Source organism: Thermomonas sp. HDW16 (genome assembly GCF_011302915.1).
Lineage (GTDB): Bacteria > Pseudomonadota > Gammaproteobacteria > Xanthomonadales > Xanthomonadaceae > Thermomonas.
The window spans coordinates 708,732-726,280 of the sequence record NZ_CP049872.1 but is presented as its reverse complement, the minus strand read 5'-3'; the positions used below and the strand labels follow the sequence as shown (position 1 = coordinate 726,280).

General features: G+C 66.3%; 18 protein-coding genes. 15 read left to right on the top strand and 3 right to left on the bottom strand.

The window, feature by feature from the left end:
- The 12 genes from G7079_RS03210 (at position 1) to purD (ending at position 12,083) form a co-directional block, all read left to right on the top strand.
- On the top strand, positions 1-2,310 hold the full coding sequence (locus G7079_RS03210) for a protein-disulfide reductase DsbD (protein WP_166055499.1): 2,310 nt from the start codon (positions 1-3) through the stop codon (positions 2,308-2,310).
- Positions 2,310-2,918: a TlpA disulfide reductase family protein gene (locus G7079_RS03205; RefSeq protein WP_240906231.1), complete on the top strand. Its 609-nt coding sequence runs from the start codon at positions 2,310-2,312 to the stop codon at positions 2,916-2,918. Before G7079_RS03210 ends, G7079_RS03205 begins: the two co-directional genes overlap by 1 nt.
- A 111-nt stretch (positions 2,919-3,029) precedes the next feature.
- Positions 3,030-3,470 (top strand): type II 3-dehydroquinate dehydratase, encoded by a 441-nt coding sequence (gene aroQ, locus G7079_RS03200; protein ID WP_166055497.1) that lies wholly within the window; start codon positions 3,030-3,032, stop codon positions 3,468-3,470.
- A 17-nt stretch (positions 3,471-3,487) separates the two neighbouring features.
- Complete coding sequence (gene accB, locus G7079_RS03195; protein ID WP_166055495.1) at positions 3,488-3,973, top strand: acetyl-CoA carboxylase biotin carboxyl carrier protein; 486 nt, start codon at positions 3,488-3,490, stop codon at positions 3,971-3,973.
- A gap of 13 nt (positions 3,974-3,986) precedes the next feature.
- Positions 3,987-5,354 (top strand): acetyl-CoA carboxylase biotin carboxylase subunit, encoded by a 1,368-nt coding sequence (accC, locus tag G7079_RS03190; RefSeq protein ID WP_166055493.1) that lies wholly within the window; start codon positions 3,987-3,989, stop codon positions 5,352-5,354.
- 75 nt (positions 5,355-5,429) lie between these two features.
- A complete protein-coding gene (locus G7079_RS03185) occupies positions 5,430-6,746 on the top strand; it encodes a hypothetical protein (protein ID WP_166055491.1) in 1,317 nt (438 codons plus the stop codon).
- 76 nt (positions 6,747-6,822) lie between these two features.
- Positions 6,823-7,734, top strand: a complete 912-nt coding sequence (gene prmA / locus G7079_RS03180) for a 50S ribosomal protein L11 methyltransferase (RefSeq protein ID WP_166055489.1) — start codon at positions 6,823-6,825, stop codon at positions 7,732-7,734.
- Entirely contained in the window at positions 7,731-8,237 is a 507-nt protein-coding gene (locus G7079_RS03175) for a DUF3426 domain-containing protein (protein WP_240906230.1), read from the top strand. The genes prmA and G7079_RS03175 overlap by 4 nt, the downstream gene beginning before the upstream one ends.
- A gap of 134 nt (positions 8,238-8,371) precedes the next feature.
- On the top strand, positions 8,372-8,635 hold the full coding sequence (gene fis / locus G7079_RS03170; RefSeq protein WP_240906229.1) for a DNA-binding transcriptional regulator Fis: 264 nt from the start codon (positions 8,372-8,374) through the stop codon (positions 8,633-8,635).
- Positions 8,636-8,690: 55 nt separating this feature from the next.
- Complete coding sequence (gene purH, locus G7079_RS03165) at positions 8,691-10,280, top strand: bifunctional phosphoribosylaminoimidazolecarboxamide formyltransferase/IMP cyclohydrolase (protein ID WP_166055483.1); 1,590 nt, start codon at positions 8,691-8,693, stop codon at positions 10,278-10,280.
- Between the two features lies 1 nt (position 10,281).
- Entirely contained in the window at positions 10,282-10,794 is a 513-nt protein-coding gene (locus G7079_RS03160; protein WP_240906228.1) for a GNAT family N-acetyltransferase, read from the top strand.
- Positions 10,791-12,083 carry a phosphoribosylamine--glycine ligase gene (gene purD, locus G7079_RS03155; RefSeq protein WP_166055481.1) on the top strand — a complete coding sequence of 431 codons (1,293 nt, stop codon included), beginning with the start codon at positions 10,791-10,793 and terminating at the stop codon, positions 12,081-12,083. The genes G7079_RS03160 and purD overlap by 4 nt, the downstream gene beginning before the upstream one ends.
- A 1-nt stretch (position 12,084) precedes the next feature.
- Here the strand turns inward: purD and G7079_RS03150 are convergent, their stop codons facing one another.
- Entirely contained in the window at positions 12,085-12,660 is a 576-nt protein-coding gene (locus G7079_RS03150; RefSeq protein ID WP_206203240.1) for an arylesterase, read from the bottom strand.
- Here G7079_RS03150 and G7079_RS03145 point away from each other — a divergent pair.
- Positions 12,659-13,411, top strand: a complete 753-nt coding sequence (locus G7079_RS03145) for an ABC transporter ATP-binding protein (RefSeq protein WP_166055477.1) — start codon at positions 12,659-12,661, stop codon at positions 13,409-13,411. The genes G7079_RS03150 and G7079_RS03145 overlap by 2 nt on opposite strands.
- Entirely contained in the window at positions 13,408-15,897 is a 2,490-nt protein-coding gene (locus G7079_RS03140) for an FtsX-like permease family protein (RefSeq protein WP_166055475.1), read from the top strand. Before G7079_RS03145 ends, G7079_RS03140 begins: the two co-directional genes overlap by 4 nt.
- Positions 15,898-15,915: 18 nt before the next feature.
- Here G7079_RS03140 and ygiD read toward each other — a convergent pair whose 3' ends face one another.
- Both ygiD and G7079_RS03130 read right to left on the bottom strand, forming a co-directional pair.
- On the bottom strand, positions 15,916-16,776 hold the full coding sequence (ygiD, locus tag G7079_RS03135) for a 4,5-DOPA dioxygenase extradiol (protein ID WP_240906227.1): 861 nt from the start codon (positions 16,774-16,776) through the stop codon (positions 15,916-15,918).
- A gap of 111 nt (positions 16,777-16,887) precedes the next feature.
- Positions 16,888-17,160 (bottom strand): hypothetical protein, encoded by a 273-nt coding sequence (locus G7079_RS03130; RefSeq protein WP_166055473.1) that lies wholly within the window; start codon positions 17,158-17,160, stop codon positions 16,888-16,890.
- Positions 17,161-17,326: 166 nt separating this feature from the next.
- On the opposite strand from G7079_RS03130, the gene G7079_RS03125 reads away from it, so the two are divergent.
- Complete coding sequence (locus tag G7079_RS03125) at positions 17,327-17,548, top strand: AbrB/MazE/SpoVT family DNA-binding domain-containing protein (RefSeq protein ID WP_166055471.1); 222 nt, start codon at positions 17,327-17,329, stop codon at positions 17,546-17,548.
- Position 17,549 lies beyond the last annotated feature (1 nt).

Below are 17,549 nucleotides of genomic sequence, written 5' to 3'. Positions count from 1 at the left end.
ATGACCGCATCCCCTTCCCGCCTGCGCCGCTGGCTGGCCAGCCTCGCCCTGCTGCTCATCCTGCCTGCGGCCTCGGCCGTCGCCCAGGACTTCGAACTGCCGCCGGTGGACGAGGTGTTCGTGCTCTCCGCGCAAGCCACCGCGCCGGATCGCATCGAGGTGCGCTGGCAGATCGCCGAAGGCTATTACCTGTATCGGCACCGCACCTCGATCAAAGCGGATGCGGGTTTCAGCAACGCAAAGCTGGCGTTGCCCACCGGAGACAAGCACCACGACGAATTCTTCGGCGACGTCGAAACCTATCGCCAGCAACTGACCGGCACGCTCAGCGGCACGCCCGCAGCCGGCGCGACAAGCACCACGCTGACCGTGAAATACCAGGGCTGCGCCGATGCTGGCGTGTGTTATCCGCCACAAACGCGCACGCTGAAAGTCGCGCTGCCCGCCGCTGGCGGCGATGCCGGCTTCGGTTTCGCGAAAAAGGCCGGCGGACTGTTCGGCTTCGGCAATGCCGATACCGGTGCCACCGATGCCGCACCGTTGCCGGTGGAACAGGCATTCACCACCGAGGTGATCTCCGACGGTGGAAATACCCTGCTGCTGCGGCTGACCCCGGCACGCGGTTACTACATCTACCGCGACAAGCTTTCCATCAAGCTCGATGCCGGCAAGGGCCTGTCCGCCACGCTGCCGCCCGCATCGAAATTGCCGAAGGCGCAGCCTTATCGCGACGAACATTTCGGCAATGTCGCCGTGTATTTCGGCCAGGTCGAAATCGCCGTGCCGGTGACGCGTACGGTGACCACGGCCGCGAAGGGCACGCTGCTGCTGGGCTTGCAGGGCTGCCAGACCGATGGCATCTGCTATCCGCCGATGACCCGGAAGCTGGCGGTGTCGTTGCCCGCCGGCACGATCACGCCGGTCGCGGCCGTCGAACCGGCATCGGCCGAAACGATCGCCGCAACCACCAATACAACCGCCGCAACCAACGTCACATCCGCTGAAACCGCGCCCGTCACTTCTGACGCCGCTGTCATTAGCGCGACCAGCGGCATCGAACGCACCCAGCCGCCGCAACAACAGACCCGCGGCCTGCTCGCTTCCTTGCTGCTAGCCCTGTTCGGCGGCCTGATCCTCAACCTGATGCCCTGCGTGCTGCCGGTGCTGTCGCTGAAAGCACTGTCGCTGGCGCAGAGCGGCGAAAGCCCGCAGCGCGCGCGCAGGCATGCACTCGCGTACACCGCCGGCGTGATCGTGAGCTTTGCCGCGCTCGGCGCATTGGCGCTGGCGCTGCGCAAGGCAGGATTGGCGCTGGGCTGGGGTTTCCAGCTGCAGCAGCCGCTGGTGGTCGCGGTGCTGGCCTTGGTGGTGTTCGCCTTCGGCTTGAGCCTGTCCGGCCTGTGGTACGCGAATGTCGGCGTCGGCCAGCGCGGCGGCGCGCTGATGCAGCGCGGCGGCATGTCCGGCGATTTCTTCACCGGCGTGCTGGCGGTGGTGCTGGCCACGCCCTGCACCGCGCCGTTCATGGGCGCGGCGCTGGCCTATGCGTTCACCGGTCCGGCCGCCGGCGGCATGCTGGTGTTCCTGATGTTGGGTCTGGGCCTGGCGCTGCCATTCCTGCTGATCGGTTTCGTGCCCGCCTTCGCGCGCCTGCTGCCGAAGCCGGGCGCGTGGATGGAAACGCTGAAGCAGCTGCTCGCCTTCCCGCTGTATGCGACGGCTGCGTGGCTGGTGTGGGTATTGGCCAAGCAACGCGGTGCCGATGCCGCCGGCTTGTGGCTGGCCGCGGCGATCGCGCTGGCGCTCGGCGCTTGGGCGTGGACGCGGCTGCGCAGCGGCGGCGGACGTGGTTGGCTGATCCTCGTGCTGGCCGCACTGGTCGGTATCGGCTGGCCGCTGTTGAAGCTGCATCGCCTGCCGAAGCCGGACACCGCCGCCATCGCCACGAACAACGGCATCGCCAGCGTGGCGTTTTCGGAACAGGCGCTGGCCGACCTGCGCGCGCAAGGCCGGGTGGTGTTCGTGAACATGACCGCCGACTGGTGCGTGAGCTGCAAGGCCAACGAAAAGACCGTGTTCGCCCGCGACGGTTTCCGCGATGCAATGGAAGCCGCCAATGCCGTTTACATGGTCGGCGACTACACCGATGTCGATCCCGTCATCACCGCCTACCTGCAACGGCACAAGGCAGTGGGCGTGCCGCTCTATGTGGTGTATCCGCGCGGCGGCGGCGAAGGCCGGATCCTGCCGGTGATCCTGACCCCGGGCATCGCAGACGAGGCACTCGCACAAGCCGCGGGCGGGCGCTGATGCCGTCGAACAAGGGAATCCTGCTGGTCGCGCTGCTGGCCGCCATCGCCGGCGCGGCGGCCAGCCTGTACTTCGAGCCCACCATCGCCCAGCGCCTGGCCGGTACCGAACCCGGCCAACGCGTGCTCGGCGCGGTGCTGGATGCGCAAGCGCCAGCGGTACCTGCCGGTGTCAAGATCGCCAAACGGGGCGACATCGTGCCGACAATGACACTGGCAACCGTCGATGGCACGAAAACCGACATTCCCGCTGCCTGGGCCGGCAAGCCCACCCTGATCAATCTGTGGGCCAGCTGGTGCGCGCCCTGCCTCAAAGAAATGCCGGAACTGCAGGCATTTGCCGCCGAAAAAGGCAGCAACGGCACGCAAGTTGTCGGTATCGCGCTTGATGATGCAACTTCGACGCAAGCCATGCTGCAACGGCTGGGCATCACCTACCCCAACCTGATCGATACCCCCGGCCCGGCCGATGCCGGTGTGCGACTGGGCAATCCGGCCGGTGTGCTGCCGTATTCGGTGCTGGTGTCGGCCGATGGGCGCGTGCTGAAGACCAAGATCGGGCCGTTCGATGACCAGCAGGACATCGCCGACTGGGCTGACGCCAATTAGAGCCTTCGCTCAAACAGTCGTTTAAAATTCGATTATTCGGCAAAAGTTCGCCGAACTGGACAGCATCGCCGGCCTGCGCGACACTGCGCGCCCGTTCCGATGATCCTGTCGATGGCGCAGCTGCTCGTCCTGCATGGCCCCAACCTCAACCTGCTCGGCACCCGCGAGCCGGAGGTCTATGGCCGCACGACCCTGGCCGACATCGACGCCGACCTGAGCGCGCGCGCGCAGGCCGTCGGCCATCGCCTGGCGAGTTTCCAGTCCAATGCCGAGCACGAACTGATCGAACGCGTGCAAGCCGCCCGCAGCGACGGCACCGCCTTCATCCTGATCAATCCGGCCGCCTTCACCCACACCTCCGTGGCCTTGCGCGATGCGCTGGCCGCGGTGGCGATCCCCTTCATCGAAATCCACCTGTCGAATCCGCACGCCCGCGAACCCTTCCGCCAGCACAGCTATTTCAGCGACAAGGCGGTCGGCGTGGTCTGCGGATTCGGTGCCGATTCCTACCGCTACGCCCTCGACGCCGCGATCGCGCGGCTCGCGGCCTGACCCCAAGAGGCATCACGATGGACCTGCGCAAGATCAAGAAGCTGATCGACCTGCTGGAAGAATCCAACCTGGCCGAGATCGAGATCAAGGAAGGCGAGGAATCCGTGCGCCTGGCGCGCGTGCCGAAGGGCGGCTACGTGCAGGCCGCCGCGCCTGCCCCGGCCGTGCATCACGCCGCACCGGCGGCTGCCGCGCCGGTCATGCCGATGCATTCGCCGTCCGAAGCCGCGACCGGCGGCTCGCACAAGCCGCATGCCGACCTGCCGGCCGGCCACGTGGTGCGCGCGCCGATGGTCGGCACCTTCTACGCCAGCCCCTCGCCGGAAAAGCCGGCCTTCGTCAGCGTCGGCCAGGCGGTCAAGGCCGGCGAAACGCTGGGCATCATCGAGGCGATGAAGATGTTCAACCCGATCGAAGCCGACGTTTCCGGCACCGTGCTGGCGATCCAGTGCGAGAGCGGGCAGCCGGTCGAATTCGACCAGCCTCTCTTCGTTATCGGCTGAGGCGAGGTTTCCGATGCTGGATAAAGTCGTCATCGCCAACCGCGGCGAGATCGCGCTGCGCATCCTCCGCGCCTGCCATTCGATGGGCATCCGCACGGTTGCCGTGCACTCCACCGTGGACCGCAACCTCAAGCACGTGGCGATGGCGGACGAATCCGTCTGCATCGGCCCGGCGCCGTCCAGCGAGAGCTACCTCAACATGCCGGCGATCATCGCCGCGGCCGAGGTCACCGACGCGCAGGCGATCCATCCGGGTTACGGCTTCCTGTCGGAGAACGCGGATTTCGCCGAACGCGTCGAACAATCCGGCTTCGTGTTCATCGGCCCGAAGGCCGACACCATCCGCCTGATGGGCGACAAGGTGGAAGCAATTCGCGCGATGAAGGCCGCCGGCGTGCCCTGCGTCCCCGGCAGCGACGGCCCGCTGGGCGACGATGCCGTGACCAATGCGAAGTTGGCGAAGGAAATCGGCTATCCGGTCATCGTCAAGGCCGCGGGCGGCGGCGGCGGGCGCGGCATGCGCGTGGTGCATACCGAGGCCGCGTTGGCCAATGCGATTGCCACCACCAAGCAGGAAGCCAAGGCGGCTTTCAGCAATGACATGGTCTACATGGAGAAGTTCCTGGAGAACCCACGCCACGTGGAAATCCAGGTGCTGGCCGATGGCCAGGGCAACGCCATCCACCTGGGCGAGCGCGACTGCTCGATGCAACGCCGACACCAGAAAGTGGTGGAGGAAGCACCCGCGCCCGGCATCACCGACGAACAACGCGCCGAGATCGGCCGCGTCTGCGTGGAAGCCTGCATCCGCATCGGCTACCGCGGCGCCGGCACCTTCGAGTTCCTGTACGAAGACGGCCGCTTCTACTTCATCGAAATGAACACCCGCATCCAGGTCGAGCATCCGGTCACCGAACTGGTCACCGGCATCGACCTGGTGCGCGAACAATTGCTGATCGCTTCCGGCCACAAATTGTCGATCAAGCAGAGCGACGTGGTGCTGAAAGGCCACGCCATCGAATGCCGCATCAATGCGGAAGACCCGGACACCTTCATGCCCTCGCCCGGGCTGGTCACGCATTTCCATTCGCCGGGCGGCCCGGGCGTGCGGGTGGATTCGCACATCTACGAAGGCTACCGGGTGCCGCCGAACTATGACTCGATGATCGGAAAACTCATCGTGCACGGCGCCGACCGCGAACAGGCCATCGCGCGCATGCGCGTGGCGCTGAGCGAGATGGTGGTGGACGGCATCAAGACCAACGTGCCGCTGCAGCAGCGCATCCTGGCCGATGGCGGGTTCGCGCAGGGCGGGCAGAACATCCATTACCTGGAAAAGAAGCTGGCGGAGCGCAAGGAAAAAGCGCTGTCGGTGATCTGAGCGGCGCGCGCATGACCGGTTTCGATTCGAAAATCCGCTACTGAGTGGAGGATCGAACCGAAAGCCGGAGCCACCATGCAACGCCGCCACCTGCTCTGCATCGCCCTGACCACCGCGCTGGTCGCCCTGCCCGCCGCCAGCCAGAAGGCGAAGAACCCGCCGACCAACCTGTACATCGACGTCCTTACCCACAACATGGCGGGGATGCCAGACATGGGCGGGATGATGGGTGGGCTGGGCGGTTTCATGGCCAAGCGCATGGGTGGCGGCGCCGAGAACCGATTCGTCTACCCGAACGCGCGCGTGGGCGGCATGACAGGCCAGTACATGGACATGGCGCTGCGCAACGACCTGAAGCCGGGCGTGGAGGCGCAGGATCTGATCCCGGGCGGACTGAAGCTGGGCAAATCGCTGACCTTGATCGAGCCCGAACCCAGCACGCCAACCAAGGGCAGCACGCCACCGGGCAAGATCCCCGATGTCGAAGTGAAGATCTCCGAATACTGGGGTTGCGGCGCGGCGGTGCGTGCCGGCCAACCCAAGGTCGCGACCTTCAAGATCAAGGGCGGCGGCAAGACCATCGATCCGAAGAACCCGATAGGCAGCATGCAAGGCGTGGACTTCCAGTCCACCGGCAGCCTGTCCAAGGGCCAGTACGTGCCGGATCGCGACATCGACGTGAAACAGGGCTGGGTCTACTGGCCGAACCGCAAGTCCGGCAAGCAGGTGCCGAGCGGCGCGCGGCTTGCCGGCGAACACAAGATCACCGGCGACGGCATCCCTGCGTCGATGCAGTTCCAGGTCGAACAGAACGCCGACTTCATGCCGAAACTGATGCTGCGCTCGCAAGGCGAGCCGACCGCGGCGGTGGGACTGAGCTGGCCTTCGGTCGATCGCGCCCGCGCGTATTTCATCACCGGCATGCACATGCAGGTGCTCGGCGAGAACTCCTACGCGCTCACCATCTGGAGCAGCGCCGACATTCCCGGCGCCGGCCAGGAACTGCATGCCTATCTCAGCGGCAGCTATATCGACAAATGGCTGAAGCAGAAGATCCTGCTGCCTTCCAGCGCCACCAGCTGCACCGTCCCGAAGGGCATCTTCGCCGGCGCCTCCAACATGCAGGGCCAGCAAGCCACCATGCCGGGCATGCTGATGATGACCGCCTACGGCCCGGAGAGCTGGATCACCTATCCGCCCAAGCCGGCCGATCCGAAACAGCCGTGGAATCCGGAGTGGAGCGTCCGCTTCCGCGCCAAGTCCACCGCCACCGCGATGCTGGGCATGGACTTCGGCAACATGCAGCAGATGGACGATGGAGAGGGCAAGCCGCAGCAACCGCAGAAGAAGCCTTCGATGAAGGGTTTGCTGAAAGGCATCCTCGGCGGCTGAGTAGCGCGCGGCCGCTGATCCACGGGCACGGCGAAACTGCGAGAATGGCGCGGCCTCCCCCGCGCCATTTCCCTGCATGCCCTACCTGCAACTGAGCCTGCCCTGCACCGAAGACCAGCAGCCGCGCGTCGAGCACGCATTGGAAGACGTGGGCGCGCTGGCAGTGACTCTGCAGGACGCGCATCTGGACGCGGTGGACGAACAGGCGATCTTCGAACCCGGCGTCGGCGAAATCCCCCTCTGGCACGAAATGACACTGACGGCATTGTTCGATGCCGACACCGATGCACTGATGCTGCTGGCCGCGCTGGAAGCCTTCGATCCTGGACTCGACTGGACGCAGGCACGCTTCGAGAAGATCGAAGATCAGGATTGGGAACGCGCCTGGCTGGACCAGTTCCAGCCGATGCGCTTCGGTGCACGCACCTGGATCGTGCCGTGGAACCATGAACTGCCCGAGGACGCGAACGCAGCGGATGCCGCGATCGTGCGCCTGGATCCCGGCCTGGCCTTCGGCTCCGGCACCCATCCGACCACCGCGCTGTGCCTGCAATGGCTGGACACGCTTGCGACACAAGGCGAGCTGCAAGGCCGCGAGGTGCTCGACTTCGGCTGCGGCAGCGGCATCCTCGCGCTGGCCGCGCTGAAGCTTGGCGCGGCGCGTGCGGTCGGCGTCGACAACGATCCGCAGGCGCTGATCGCCACCGCCGACAACGCGCAGCGCAATGGCACCGGCATCGACGTGTACATGCCGCAGGACGAACCGGTACGCACGTACCCGGTGGTGGTGGCCAACATCCTCGCCATCGCGCTGGATGCGTTGGCGGAAACGCTGGCCGCGCGCGTTGCACCGGGTGGGCGCATCGCGATGTCCGGCATCCTTGCCGGCCAGGAAAGCGAGCTACTGGAACGCTATGCGCCATGGTTCGACGACCTGCGCACGACGCAACGGGAAGACTGGATCCGCATCGAAGGCAGGCGCAAGTGAGCCGCGCGCCGAGCTTCATCCGCGAAGCCGCGCCGCCGCGCTCGCGACGCGGCGAATGGATCGCATTGGCATTGCTGTTGCTCGTCTTGCTCGCGCAATTGTTCTTCAGCCAGCGCGCGCAACTCGCGGCGGATGCGCGCTGGCGGCCACTGGTGATCACGACCTGCGGCGCACTTGGCTGCAGCGTGCCCGCATGGCACGAACCCACCGCCTTCAGCATGCTCTCGCGCGACGTGATCGCGGTGCCCGGCCGCCCCGGCGTGCTGCGCGTGCAGGCCAGCTTCCGCAACGACGCCGCCTGGCCGCAGCCGTGGCCGGCACTGGTACTGATGCTGTCGAATGCCGAAGGCCGGCAGTTGGGCGCGCGCCGCTTCCAGCCGCGCGACTACCTGGGCGACGCGCCGAAGGACGCGCTGCTCGTTCCCGGGCAGGCTACCCAACTGGCCTTCGACATCGTGGAACCGGCGGCGGGCATCGTCGCGTTCGACTTCCGCTTCGAGTGAATCCATTTGCACGGCGCGCGCACTATTTTTTCGATGAATAGGCCGGCGCGATGACATCCGCGCGCGCAGCGCGCTAGACTCCCCTTCCCGCGGCGATGGATTCGCTCGGCGCGGTTCGCATCGAGGGCTCCCGCTTGAACGTTTCCGCCGACCGCCAGGACGCCAACCGCGCGCCGTTGCGCGACCATGTGACGAACTCCGTGCGTCGCTACCTGCGCGACCTGGACGGCTGCGACACCGACGACCTGTACAACATTGCCTTGCGCGAGCTTGAAATCCCGCTGTTCGCTGAAGTGCTGAAGCATTGCGACGGCAACCAGAGCCGCGCCGCGACCATGCTGGGCATCCACCGCGCCACCTTGCGCAAGAAACTCAAGGATTACGGGCTGGCCTCGTAAGCGGCTGCAACGCCAGCGCCTATAATTGGCGCTTCCCCACGCACTGCCTCCCCGCATGACCGCCAACCTGTTCGAAGGCCCCGCCGTGGCCGTTCGCCGTGCCCTGTTGTCCGTGTCCGACAAGACCGGCCTGCTCGACTTCGCCAAGGCATTGGCCGCGCATGGCGTGGAACTGCTGTCCACCGGCGGCACGGCCAAGGCGCTGCGCGAGGCGGGCCTGACGGTCAAGGACGTCAGCGACCACACCGGCTTCCCGGAAATGATGGATGGCCGGGTCAAGACCCTGCATCCGAAGGTGCATGGCGGCCTGCTGGGCCGCGCCGGCACCGATGACGCGGTGATGGCGGAGCACGGCATCGAGAAAATCGACCTGCTAGTGCTGAACCTGTATCCGTTCCTGAAAGTGTCGATGGACCCGTCCAGCACGTTCGCGGACGTGATCGAGAACATCGACATCGGCGGCCCGGCGATGCTGCGCAGCGCAGCCAAGAATTTCGCCCGCGTGGCGGTCGCCACCGATCCGGCGCAATACGCCGGTATCGTCGACGAGTTGAATGCGAACAATGGCGCACTGTCGGCGAAGACCCGTTTCGCGCTGTCGGTCGCCGCGTTCAACAACGTCGCCTTCTACGATGCCTGCATCAGCAACTTCCTCTCCGCCAAGCAGGACGACGGCAGCCATGCGCAATTCTCCGCGCAGGCCAACGGCAATTTCGTCAAGGTGATGGACCTGCGCTACGGCGAAAACCCGCACCAGCAGGCCGCGTTCTACCGCGACCTGTGGCCGGCGCCGGGTTCGCTGGCGACGTTCACCCAGCTGCAGGGCAAGGAACTGTCCTACAACAACATCGCCGATAGCGATTCGGCCTGGGAATGCGTGCGCCAGTTCGACGCGCCGGCTTGCGTGATCGTCAAACACGCGAACCCGTGTGGTGTGGCAGTCGGCGCGGGTTGCGGCGATGCCTATGAAGCCGCCTATGCGACCGACCCCACTAGCGCGTTCGGCGGGATCATCGCCTTCAACACGAAGCTCGATGCCGCCACCGCGAAAACTATCCTCGACCGCCAGTTCGTCGAAGTGCTGATCGCACCGGACTACGACGACGAAGCCCTCGCCTACGCGAAGAAGAAGGCCAACGTGCGCGTGCTGCGGATTCCGCTGGCAGCGCCGTCGCCCGGCTTCATCGACACCAAGCGCGTCGGCTCCGGCATGCTGATGCAGACCGCCGATGATCGCGTGGTCGCCCGCGATGAATTGAAGGTCGTGACCAAGCTGGCACCGACCGAGGCGCAATTCAGCGACCTGCTGTTCGCGTGGAAGGTGGCGAAGTTCGTGAAATCCAACGCGATTGTTTACGCGAAAGACCTGCACACCATCGGCGTCGGTGCCGGGCAGATGAGCCGCGTATATTCGGCGCGCATCGCAGGCATCAAGGCGCACGACGCCAACCTGCAGGTCGAAGGCTCGGTGATGGCGTCCGATGCCTTCTTCCCGTTCCGCGACGGCATCGATGCCGCCGCCGAAGCCGGCATCAAGGCAGTGATCCAGCCGGGCGGTTCGATGCGCGACAGCGAAGTCATCGCCGCCGCCGACGAACACGGCCTGGCGATGGTGTTCACCGGCGTGCGCCACTTCCGCCACTGACATGGCCGACGTGATCCTGCGCGACGCCGCAGCGGCGGACTTCGAGCGCATCCTCGCGCTCAACGATGCCGAGGTCGCGCAGACCAGCGCGATGGATCACGCGCGGTTGCAAGCGTTGGCCAATCTCGCCTGCCGCTTCCGCGTCGCCGAAGTGGATGGCCGTGTACTCGGCTTCCTGTTGGCGATGGATCACACGGCGGCGTACGACAACGACAATTTCCGCTGGTTCGCCACGCGCTACCCGCGCTTCGTCTACGTGGATCGCATCGTGGTCGATGCAGCCGCAGCTGGCATGGGCATCGGCGGCAAGCTGTACCGCGACCTGTTCGCGCTGACGCGCCAGCACGGCATCGACCACGTGGTGTGCGAATACAACCTCGAGCCGCCAAATCCGGCGTCGCAGGCCTTCCACGATCGCTTCGGTTTCGTCGAAGTGGGCCAGCAGCACGTTGCCGGCGGAAGCAAACTGGTCTCGCTGCAGATGCTCGATCTCACACAAGAGGCAACGCGATGAAAGTATTGGTGATCGGTTCCGGCGGTCGTGAACACGCATTAGCGTGGAAGCTGGCGCAATCGCCGCGGGTGACCGAAGTGCTGGTGGCACCGGGCAATGCCGGCACCGCGACCGAAGCCAAATGCCGCAACGTGGCGATCAAGGCCACCGACATCGACGGCCTGCTGCAACTCGCGCAGGACGAGGGCATCGCGCTGACCGTGGTCGGCCCCGAGCAACCGCTGGTCGCGGGCGTCGTGGATGCGTTCCGCGCCGCCGGTCACCGCATCTTCGGACCCACCGCCAAGGCCGCGCAGCTGGAAGGCAGCAAGGCGTATGCGAAAGACTTCCTGCAGCGCCACGGCATTCCCACTGCGTTCTATGCGGTGCATACCGATGTCGATGCCGCGCTTGCCTACATCCGCGACAAGGGCGCGCCCATCGTGGTGAAAGCCGACGGCCTGGCCGCCGGTAAGGGCGTGATCGTGGCGATGACGCTGGACGAGGCCGAAGCCGCCGTGCGCGACATGCTCAGCGGCAATGCGTTCGGCGATGCCGGCGCGCGCGTGGTCATCGAAGAGTTCCTGGATGGCGAAGAGGCCAGCTTCATTTCGATGGTCGATGGCCGCACCGCACTGCCGATGGCGACCTCGCAAGACCACAAGCGCGTTGGCGATGGCGATACCGGCCCGAACACCGGCGGCATGGGCGCGTATTCGCCGGCACCGGTGGTCACGCCGGAGGTGCATGCGCGGGTCATGCGCGACGTAGTAAACCCGACCGTGCAAGGCATGATCAAAGACGGCATTCCGTTCACCGGCTTCCTCTACGCCGGGCTGATGATCGATGCCAGCGGCGCGCCCAAGGTGATCGAATTCAACGTGCGCTTCGGCGATCCGGAAACCCAGCCGGTGATGCTGCGATTGGAATCGGATCTGGTGGAACTGGTCGAAGCCGCCATCGACGAAAAGCTGCACAACACCGAAGCGCAGTGGACGCCGCAGCCATCACTGGGCGTGGTGCTGGCATCGAAACCGTATCCGGAAACCCCGATCATCGGCGACGTGATTTCAGGCTTCGATGCAGTGCCCGCGAATGCCAAGGTGTTCCATGCGGGTACCGCACTGGACGATGCCGGCGACATCATCGCCACTGGCGGCCGCGTGCTGTGCGTAGCCGCGCTGGGCGACAGCGTGGCCGATGCGCAGCGCAATGCGTATGCCGGCGTCGATGCCATTCATTGGGCCAACGAATTCCATCGCAACGACATCGGCTGGCGCGCGATCGCGCGCGAGCGCGGCGAGGCTTGAGTCAGCGCGCAGTCACCGCGTCCAGCGCCTTCAGCATTTCATCCACCAACAGCGGCTGTGCTTCGGCGGTGGGATGCAGGTTGTCGCTCTGGAACCAACTGCGCTGCGTACCCAGAGGGGCGAGGAAATGCGGCACCAGGCCGGTGCCTAACCGCTCGCTGATCAAACCGTAGCTGCGCTGGAAATCGGTGGCATAACGGCCGAAATTCGGCGGCAGCTGCATGCCCACCAGCAATACCCGCGCGCCGGCCGCTTTCGATGCCCCGATCATCCAGCCCAGGTTGCTACCCATCTGCTGCAACGGCAGCCCGCGCAGGCCATCGTTGGCGCCCAATTCGATGACCACGATATCCGGCTGCACCCGCTTGAGTTCGGCCGCGATCCGGCTGCGCCCGCCGGCTGTGGTTTCGCCGGAAATGCTGGCGTTGTGGAAGGCGTAACGCGTGGATTTGGCATCGGCCAACGCCACCCAGCCCTGCTCCGTACGCAGGCCGTAGGCGGCGGACAATGAATCGCCCATCACCAGGACCTTCAGCTCTCGCGCAAACGCATCCGGCGCCGCTAGGATCAGCAGCATGGAACAGACCCCCAGCACCCACGCCCGCACTGCCGCCATCGACCCGGCTCCGTCTTCGAAATCTGCTGCAAACGCTAGCACGCCCGCACGCGGCAGCTTGCGAACGCACGGTGTCGGCAAGACCGTCGCGTTGCCGGACAGTCAGCTGACCATCCTCGACGGCATCACCCTGGACATCGCGGCCGGCGAGCGCGTCGCCATCGTCGGCGAGTCCGGCTCCGGCAAGACCACCCTGCTCTCGCTGCTGGCGGGGCTGGACGTGCCCAGCCGTGGCGACGTCTGGCTGGATGGCGTACCGATCCAGGATGCCGATGAAGACGAACGCGCCGCGTTGCGTGCGCAGGCGGTGGGCTTCGTGTTCCAGAACTTCCAGCTGATGCCGGCGATGAGCGCGCTGGACAACGTGGCGCTGCCGCTGGAACTGCGCGGCCAGAACGGCGCGCAGGCTGCGCGCGAACTGCTGCAGAAGGTCGGCCTGGGCGAGCGCCTGCATCACCTGCCGCGCCAGTTGTCCGGCGGTGAACAACAACGCGTGGCGATTGCACGCGCCTTCGTCGCGCGGCCGCGCATCCTGTTCGCCGACGAACCCACCGGCAACCTCGACCGCAAGACTGGCCTGTCCATCGAAGACCTGCTGTTCGACATGGACAGCGCGCGAAACACCACCGTCGTGGTGGTCACCCACGACGAACGGCTGGCCGCACGTTGCGACCGCCAGCTGCGGCTGGATGCCGGGCGCCTGCTCGCATGACGCTTGCCGGCACCATGCGGATGGCCGCACGCCAGGCTTGGCAGGGCTGGCGCAATGGCGAGTTCGGCGTACTGCTGGCCGCATTGTTCGTCGCCGTGCTGGCGCTGGCCGGCGTGGGCAGCATCGCCCAACGCACCACCGATGCGCTGGCCGAACAAAGCCGCCGCTTGGTCGGCGGCGATGCCGCGTTCAGCAGCGACGATGGCACCATCGATACCGCCGTCACCGACGCGCAACGCCTGAACCTGCGCCTCTATCGCAGCGTGGAACTGGCCAGCATGGTCGGCTCGCGCGAAGCCGCACCGCAGCTCGGCACGCTGAAAGCGCTGGCCGATGACGCACCCCTGCTCGGCCCGTACACGGTGCGCACCTCGCAAGGCGTGCAGCGCCTGCCGCGCCCTGCAGCAGGCACCCTGTGGCTGAGCGAATCCGGTGCACAGCGCATGCGTACCTCGCTGGGCGGCATGGTCGAAGTCGGCGGTCGCCCGCTGCAGCTGGCGGGCATCGTGGTCGAGGAGCCCGACCGTCCCCTCAATGGCGTCGAACTCGGTCCGCGCGTGATCCTGCCCTTGGCCGAGGTCGAAGCCGGCGGCCTGCTCGGCCCCGGCGCGCGCGCGACCTGGCGGGTGGCAGTGAGCGGCGCACCGACCGCGATTGCGCAATGGGTGAAAGCGCGCGAAGCCGACCGCAGCCCCGGCGCACGGGTGGAAACCGGCGACGACCTCAGCCCGCAATTGCGCAACGCGCTGGATCGGGCGCAACGCTTTCTATCGATCTCGCTGGTGCTGACCGCCGCATTGGCCGCCGTCGCCATCGGCATGGCCGCGCGCCAGCATGCGGAGCGGCATCGGCAGATCGCGGCCACGTTCCGCGCGCTCGGTGCGGGCCAGCGCGACATCGTCGGTTTGTACGTCGGCACGCTCGCCATTCTTGGCGGCATCGCCATCATCGCCGCGCTGGCCGCTGCCGCGGTGCTGCAGCAGATCGCCGGTGCGTGGATCGCGAAAGAACTCGGCGCAGCATTACCTCCCGCAAAATTGCTGCCACTACTGCAAGGTGCACTGGTCGGTTTCTGGATCCTGCTCACCTTCGCATTGCCGCCGCTGCTGGCATTGCGTCGGGTGAGTGCGTTGGCGGTGTTGCGCAGCGACCTGCGTACACCTTCGCCGTCCGCGCTCGTGTTGTTCGCGTTGGCGATGCTCGGCCTGCTTGCGCTGTTCTGGCAGGCCGCCGGCAATGCGCAGGCGGCGGGCATCCTGCTGGGCGGTTTGCTGGCAACGACCGTGGTGCTCGGTATCGCCGGCTGGGCGTTGGCGGCATTGGTCGCACGCGCCGGACGCGGCGGCAGCGGCATCACCTGTTATGCGTTGCTGAATCTTTCGCGACGCCGCCGCCTCACCGTCGCGCAGGTGGTGGCACTCGGCACCAGCCTGATGGCGCTGCTGCTGTTGCTGCTGGTGCGCACCGATGTGTGGGAGCAGTGGCAGGCGACCGTGCGCGGTGACGCGCCGAACCGCTTCGTCATCAACGTGCAGCCGGAACAACGGCAGGCGTTCGATGCAGTGCTGGATCGGCTCGATTACGCATCGGTCGGGTTGTCGCCGCTGATTCGCGCGCGCTACGTTGGCCCCAGCGCGCAGGAACGTGGACGTCCCGCACCGCAGGGCCGCGGCGAACGCCTGGCCGACCGCGAATTCAATCTCTCCAGCGCCGCTGCGCTGCCGGCAGGCAACACGCTGAAAGCCGGCAAGTTCTGGAACGCGGCGACGGCACGCAATGAGTTCTCGGTGGAAACCGAATTCGCCGAACAGTTGCGCTGGCAGCTGGGCGACAAGGTCGCCTTCGATGTCGCTGGCCAGCGCATCGAAGGCACCATCACCAGCCTGCGCGATGTGCGTTGGGAAAGCTTCACGCCCAACTTCTTCGTGCTGGCCTCGCCCGACATCGCGCGCGACCTGCCCGCGACCTACATCACCGCGGTGCGCGTGCCGCGTGGCGATACCGCATTGGCCAGCGAACTCGCGCGCGCGGTGCCGAATGCCAACGTGATCGACATCGACGCCATCACCGGCGAGATCCAGCGCATCGGCGACCAGGCCGCACTGGTGATCCAGGTGGTGTTCTGGTTCGCCTTCCTGTCCGGCTGCCTGGTGTTCGTGGCCGCCGTGGCGGCAACGCGGCGCGAACGCATCACCGAGCTCGGCGTGTTGCGCACGCTGGGGGCGAGCAGCGCGCAATTGCGCAATGCGCAGCTGGTGGAATTCGGCGCGATCGGCGCGATCGCCGGCAGCATCGCCGCACTCGCGGCTGCCGGCATCGGCACCCTGTTCGCGCAGCGCGTGCTGGATCTGCCGCCCACGTGGAGCTGGAGCACGCTGGCCATCGGCGCGCTGGTCGGCACCGTGGCGGCGATGCTGGCCGGCTGGTTGAGCATGCGCGGCCACCTGCACGCCACCGTGCGCGAGACGCTGGGCGCGGCGGGCTGATCGCCGCGCCAGGGAACGTCAGATGTTCGCGTCTTCCGGCGGGAAGCTGGTGTCCAACGGTCCCGCGCCACCGGCATCGTCGGTGGACTGCGGGCAATGCGCCTCCAACGTATAGGACGTCATCGACAGCGAGCCGTAGGCATAGCCATCGACCAATGCCTTGGTCGGCTTGCCTGCGGCAGACGCCAGTCCGGCGATGTAGAGCAGCGGCAGGAAATGTTCGTCGGTGGGCACGGCAAGCTTGTAGTCGCGATGCGAGGCCAGCGTGGCGATCTCGTGCGGGCGCGCGGTCATCAATTCGCGCGCGGCGTCATCGAAGCGATGCGCCCAATCGAATCCGCCATCCGGCTGCTGCCGATCCATCGCGCGCAGGTTGTGCACCACGTTGCCGCTGCCCACGATCAGCACGCCGCGTTCGCGCAGCGCCGCCAGTTTCGCGCCCAGCTGCAGATGCCAGTCAAGCGGCTTGCGCGCATCGATCGACAACTGCACCACCGGGATGGCGGCTTCGGGGAAGGCGTGCACCAGCACGCCCCAGGTGCCGTGGTCGATGCCCCAGCCGTCCAGATCCGCGCCGACACGATCCGGCGAGACCGCATCCGCCACTTCTTCCGCGAGCTCGGGCAGCCCCGGTGCCGGGTACTGCACATCGAACAAGGCCTGCGGGAAGCCGTAGAAATCGTGGATGGTGCGCGGGCGCGGCATCGCGGTGACCGCCAGGCCATTGACGTACCAATGCGCGGACACCGCCAGGATCGCCCGCGGGCGCGGCACCGACGCGCCGAACGCGCGCCAGGCCTCGGTGTAGCGGTTGCGCTCGATGGCGTTCATCGGGCTGCCGTGGCCGAGGAAGGCGGCGGGCATCAGGGATGTGCTCATGTGCAAACACCAAACGGGCGATACCGCACTCTAGCAACGGTATCGCCCGATGGCGGTCATCTCACTGGAACGCTGCAATGCAGCGCAGTGCGGTGGATCACACGCGGAAGATCAAGCGGCCTGTTCTTCCGGCGCCGGCTGCAACGAGGCGGCCAGTTCTTCCAATTCGCCGATCTCGCTATCCAGCGCTTCGTGGAATTCCGCCTGGCGCGTCATCAGGTCCTCGAACTTGCCGGCCTGCTTCAACTTCTTCAGCTGGCCATCGAACAGCAGCCACTGCGTGGTCAGCTGCTCCACGTAGGTCTTCGAGTAGTGACGCATTTCCTTGAGCTGGGCCAAGGTGTCGTTCACCTGTTCCAGCGGACTCTTGGTATCGGCCGTCATGCAAACCTCCTCATCGGTGGGTTGCACACACCCTAGCCAGACCAAGCTGGCTCGTTCGAAAACGCCATGGCCGATGTCGACGCCCGGTTCATCCAGCGGCTTGCCAGCGGCACGACATCCGTATTACATTCGTTATAACGTCGTTCTCGCCAACCAGGCCACCGCCATGAAGCTGAAAGTCACCGCCATCGGCAATTCCGCCGGCGTCATCCTGCCCAAGGAATTGCTGGCCCGCCTGCGCGTGGAGAAAGGCGACGAGCTGTACGCGGTGGAAACCCCGGACGGCCTGCGGCTCACCACGTATGACCCGGAATTCGCCGCGCAGATGGAAGTGGCGGAGCAGATCATGCGCGAGGATCGCGACGTGCTGCGCAAGCTGGCGCAATGAG

Coding starts and splice junctions, on each gene's coding strand:
- G7079_RS03210 (WP_166055499.1), top strand. CDS start 1: ATGACCGCATCCCCTTCCCGCCTGCGCCGCTGGCTGGCCAGCCTCGCC.
- G7079_RS03205 (WP_240906231.1), top strand. CDS start 2,310: ATGCCGTCGAACAAGGGAATCCTGCTGGTCGCGCTGCTGGCCGCCATC.
- aroQ (WP_166055497.1), top strand. CDS start 3,030: ATGGCGCAGCTGCTCGTCCTGCATGGCCCCAACCTCAACCTGCTCGGC.
- accB (WP_166055495.1), top strand. CDS start 3,488: ATGGACCTGCGCAAGATCAAGAAGCTGATCGACCTGCTGGAAGAATCC.
- accC (WP_166055493.1), top strand. CDS start 3,987: ATGCTGGATAAAGTCGTCATCGCCAACCGCGGCGAGATCGCGCTGCGC.
- G7079_RS03185 (WP_166055491.1), top strand. CDS start 5,430: ATGCAACGCCGCCACCTGCTCTGCATCGCCCTGACCACCGCGCTGGTC.
- prmA (WP_166055489.1), top strand. CDS start 6,823: ATGCCCTACCTGCAACTGAGCCTGCCCTGCACCGAAGACCAGCAGCCG.
- purH (WP_166055483.1), top strand. CDS start 8,691: ATGACCGCCAACCTGTTCGAAGGCCCCGCCGTGGCCGTTCGCCGTGCC.
- G7079_RS03160 (WP_240906228.1), top strand. CDS start 10,282: ATGGCCGACGTGATCCTGCGCGACGCCGCAGCGGCGGACTTCGAGCGC.
- purD (WP_166055481.1), top strand. CDS start 10,791: ATGAAAGTATTGGTGATCGGTTCCGGCGGTCGTGAACACGCATTAGCG.
- G7079_RS03145 (WP_166055477.1), top strand. CDS start 12,659: ATGGAACAGACCCCCAGCACCCACGCCCGCACTGCCGCCATCGACCCG.
- G7079_RS03150 (WP_206203240.1), bottom strand. CDS start 12,660: ATGCTGCTGATCCTAGCGGCGCCGGATGCGTTTGCGCGAGAGCTGAAG.
- G7079_RS03140 (WP_166055475.1), top strand. CDS start 13,408: ATGACGCTTGCCGGCACCATGCGGATGGCCGCACGCCAGGCTTGGCAG.
- ygiD (WP_240906227.1), bottom strand. CDS start 16,776: ATGAGCACATCCCTGATGCCCGCCGCCTTCCTCGGCCACGGCAGCCCG.
- G7079_RS03130 (WP_166055473.1), bottom strand. CDS start 17,160: ATGACGGCCGATACCAAGAGTCCGCTGGAACAGGTGAACGACACCTTG.
- G7079_RS03125 (WP_166055471.1), top strand. CDS start 17,327: ATGAAGCTGAAAGTCACCGCCATCGGCAATTCCGCCGGCGTCATCCTG.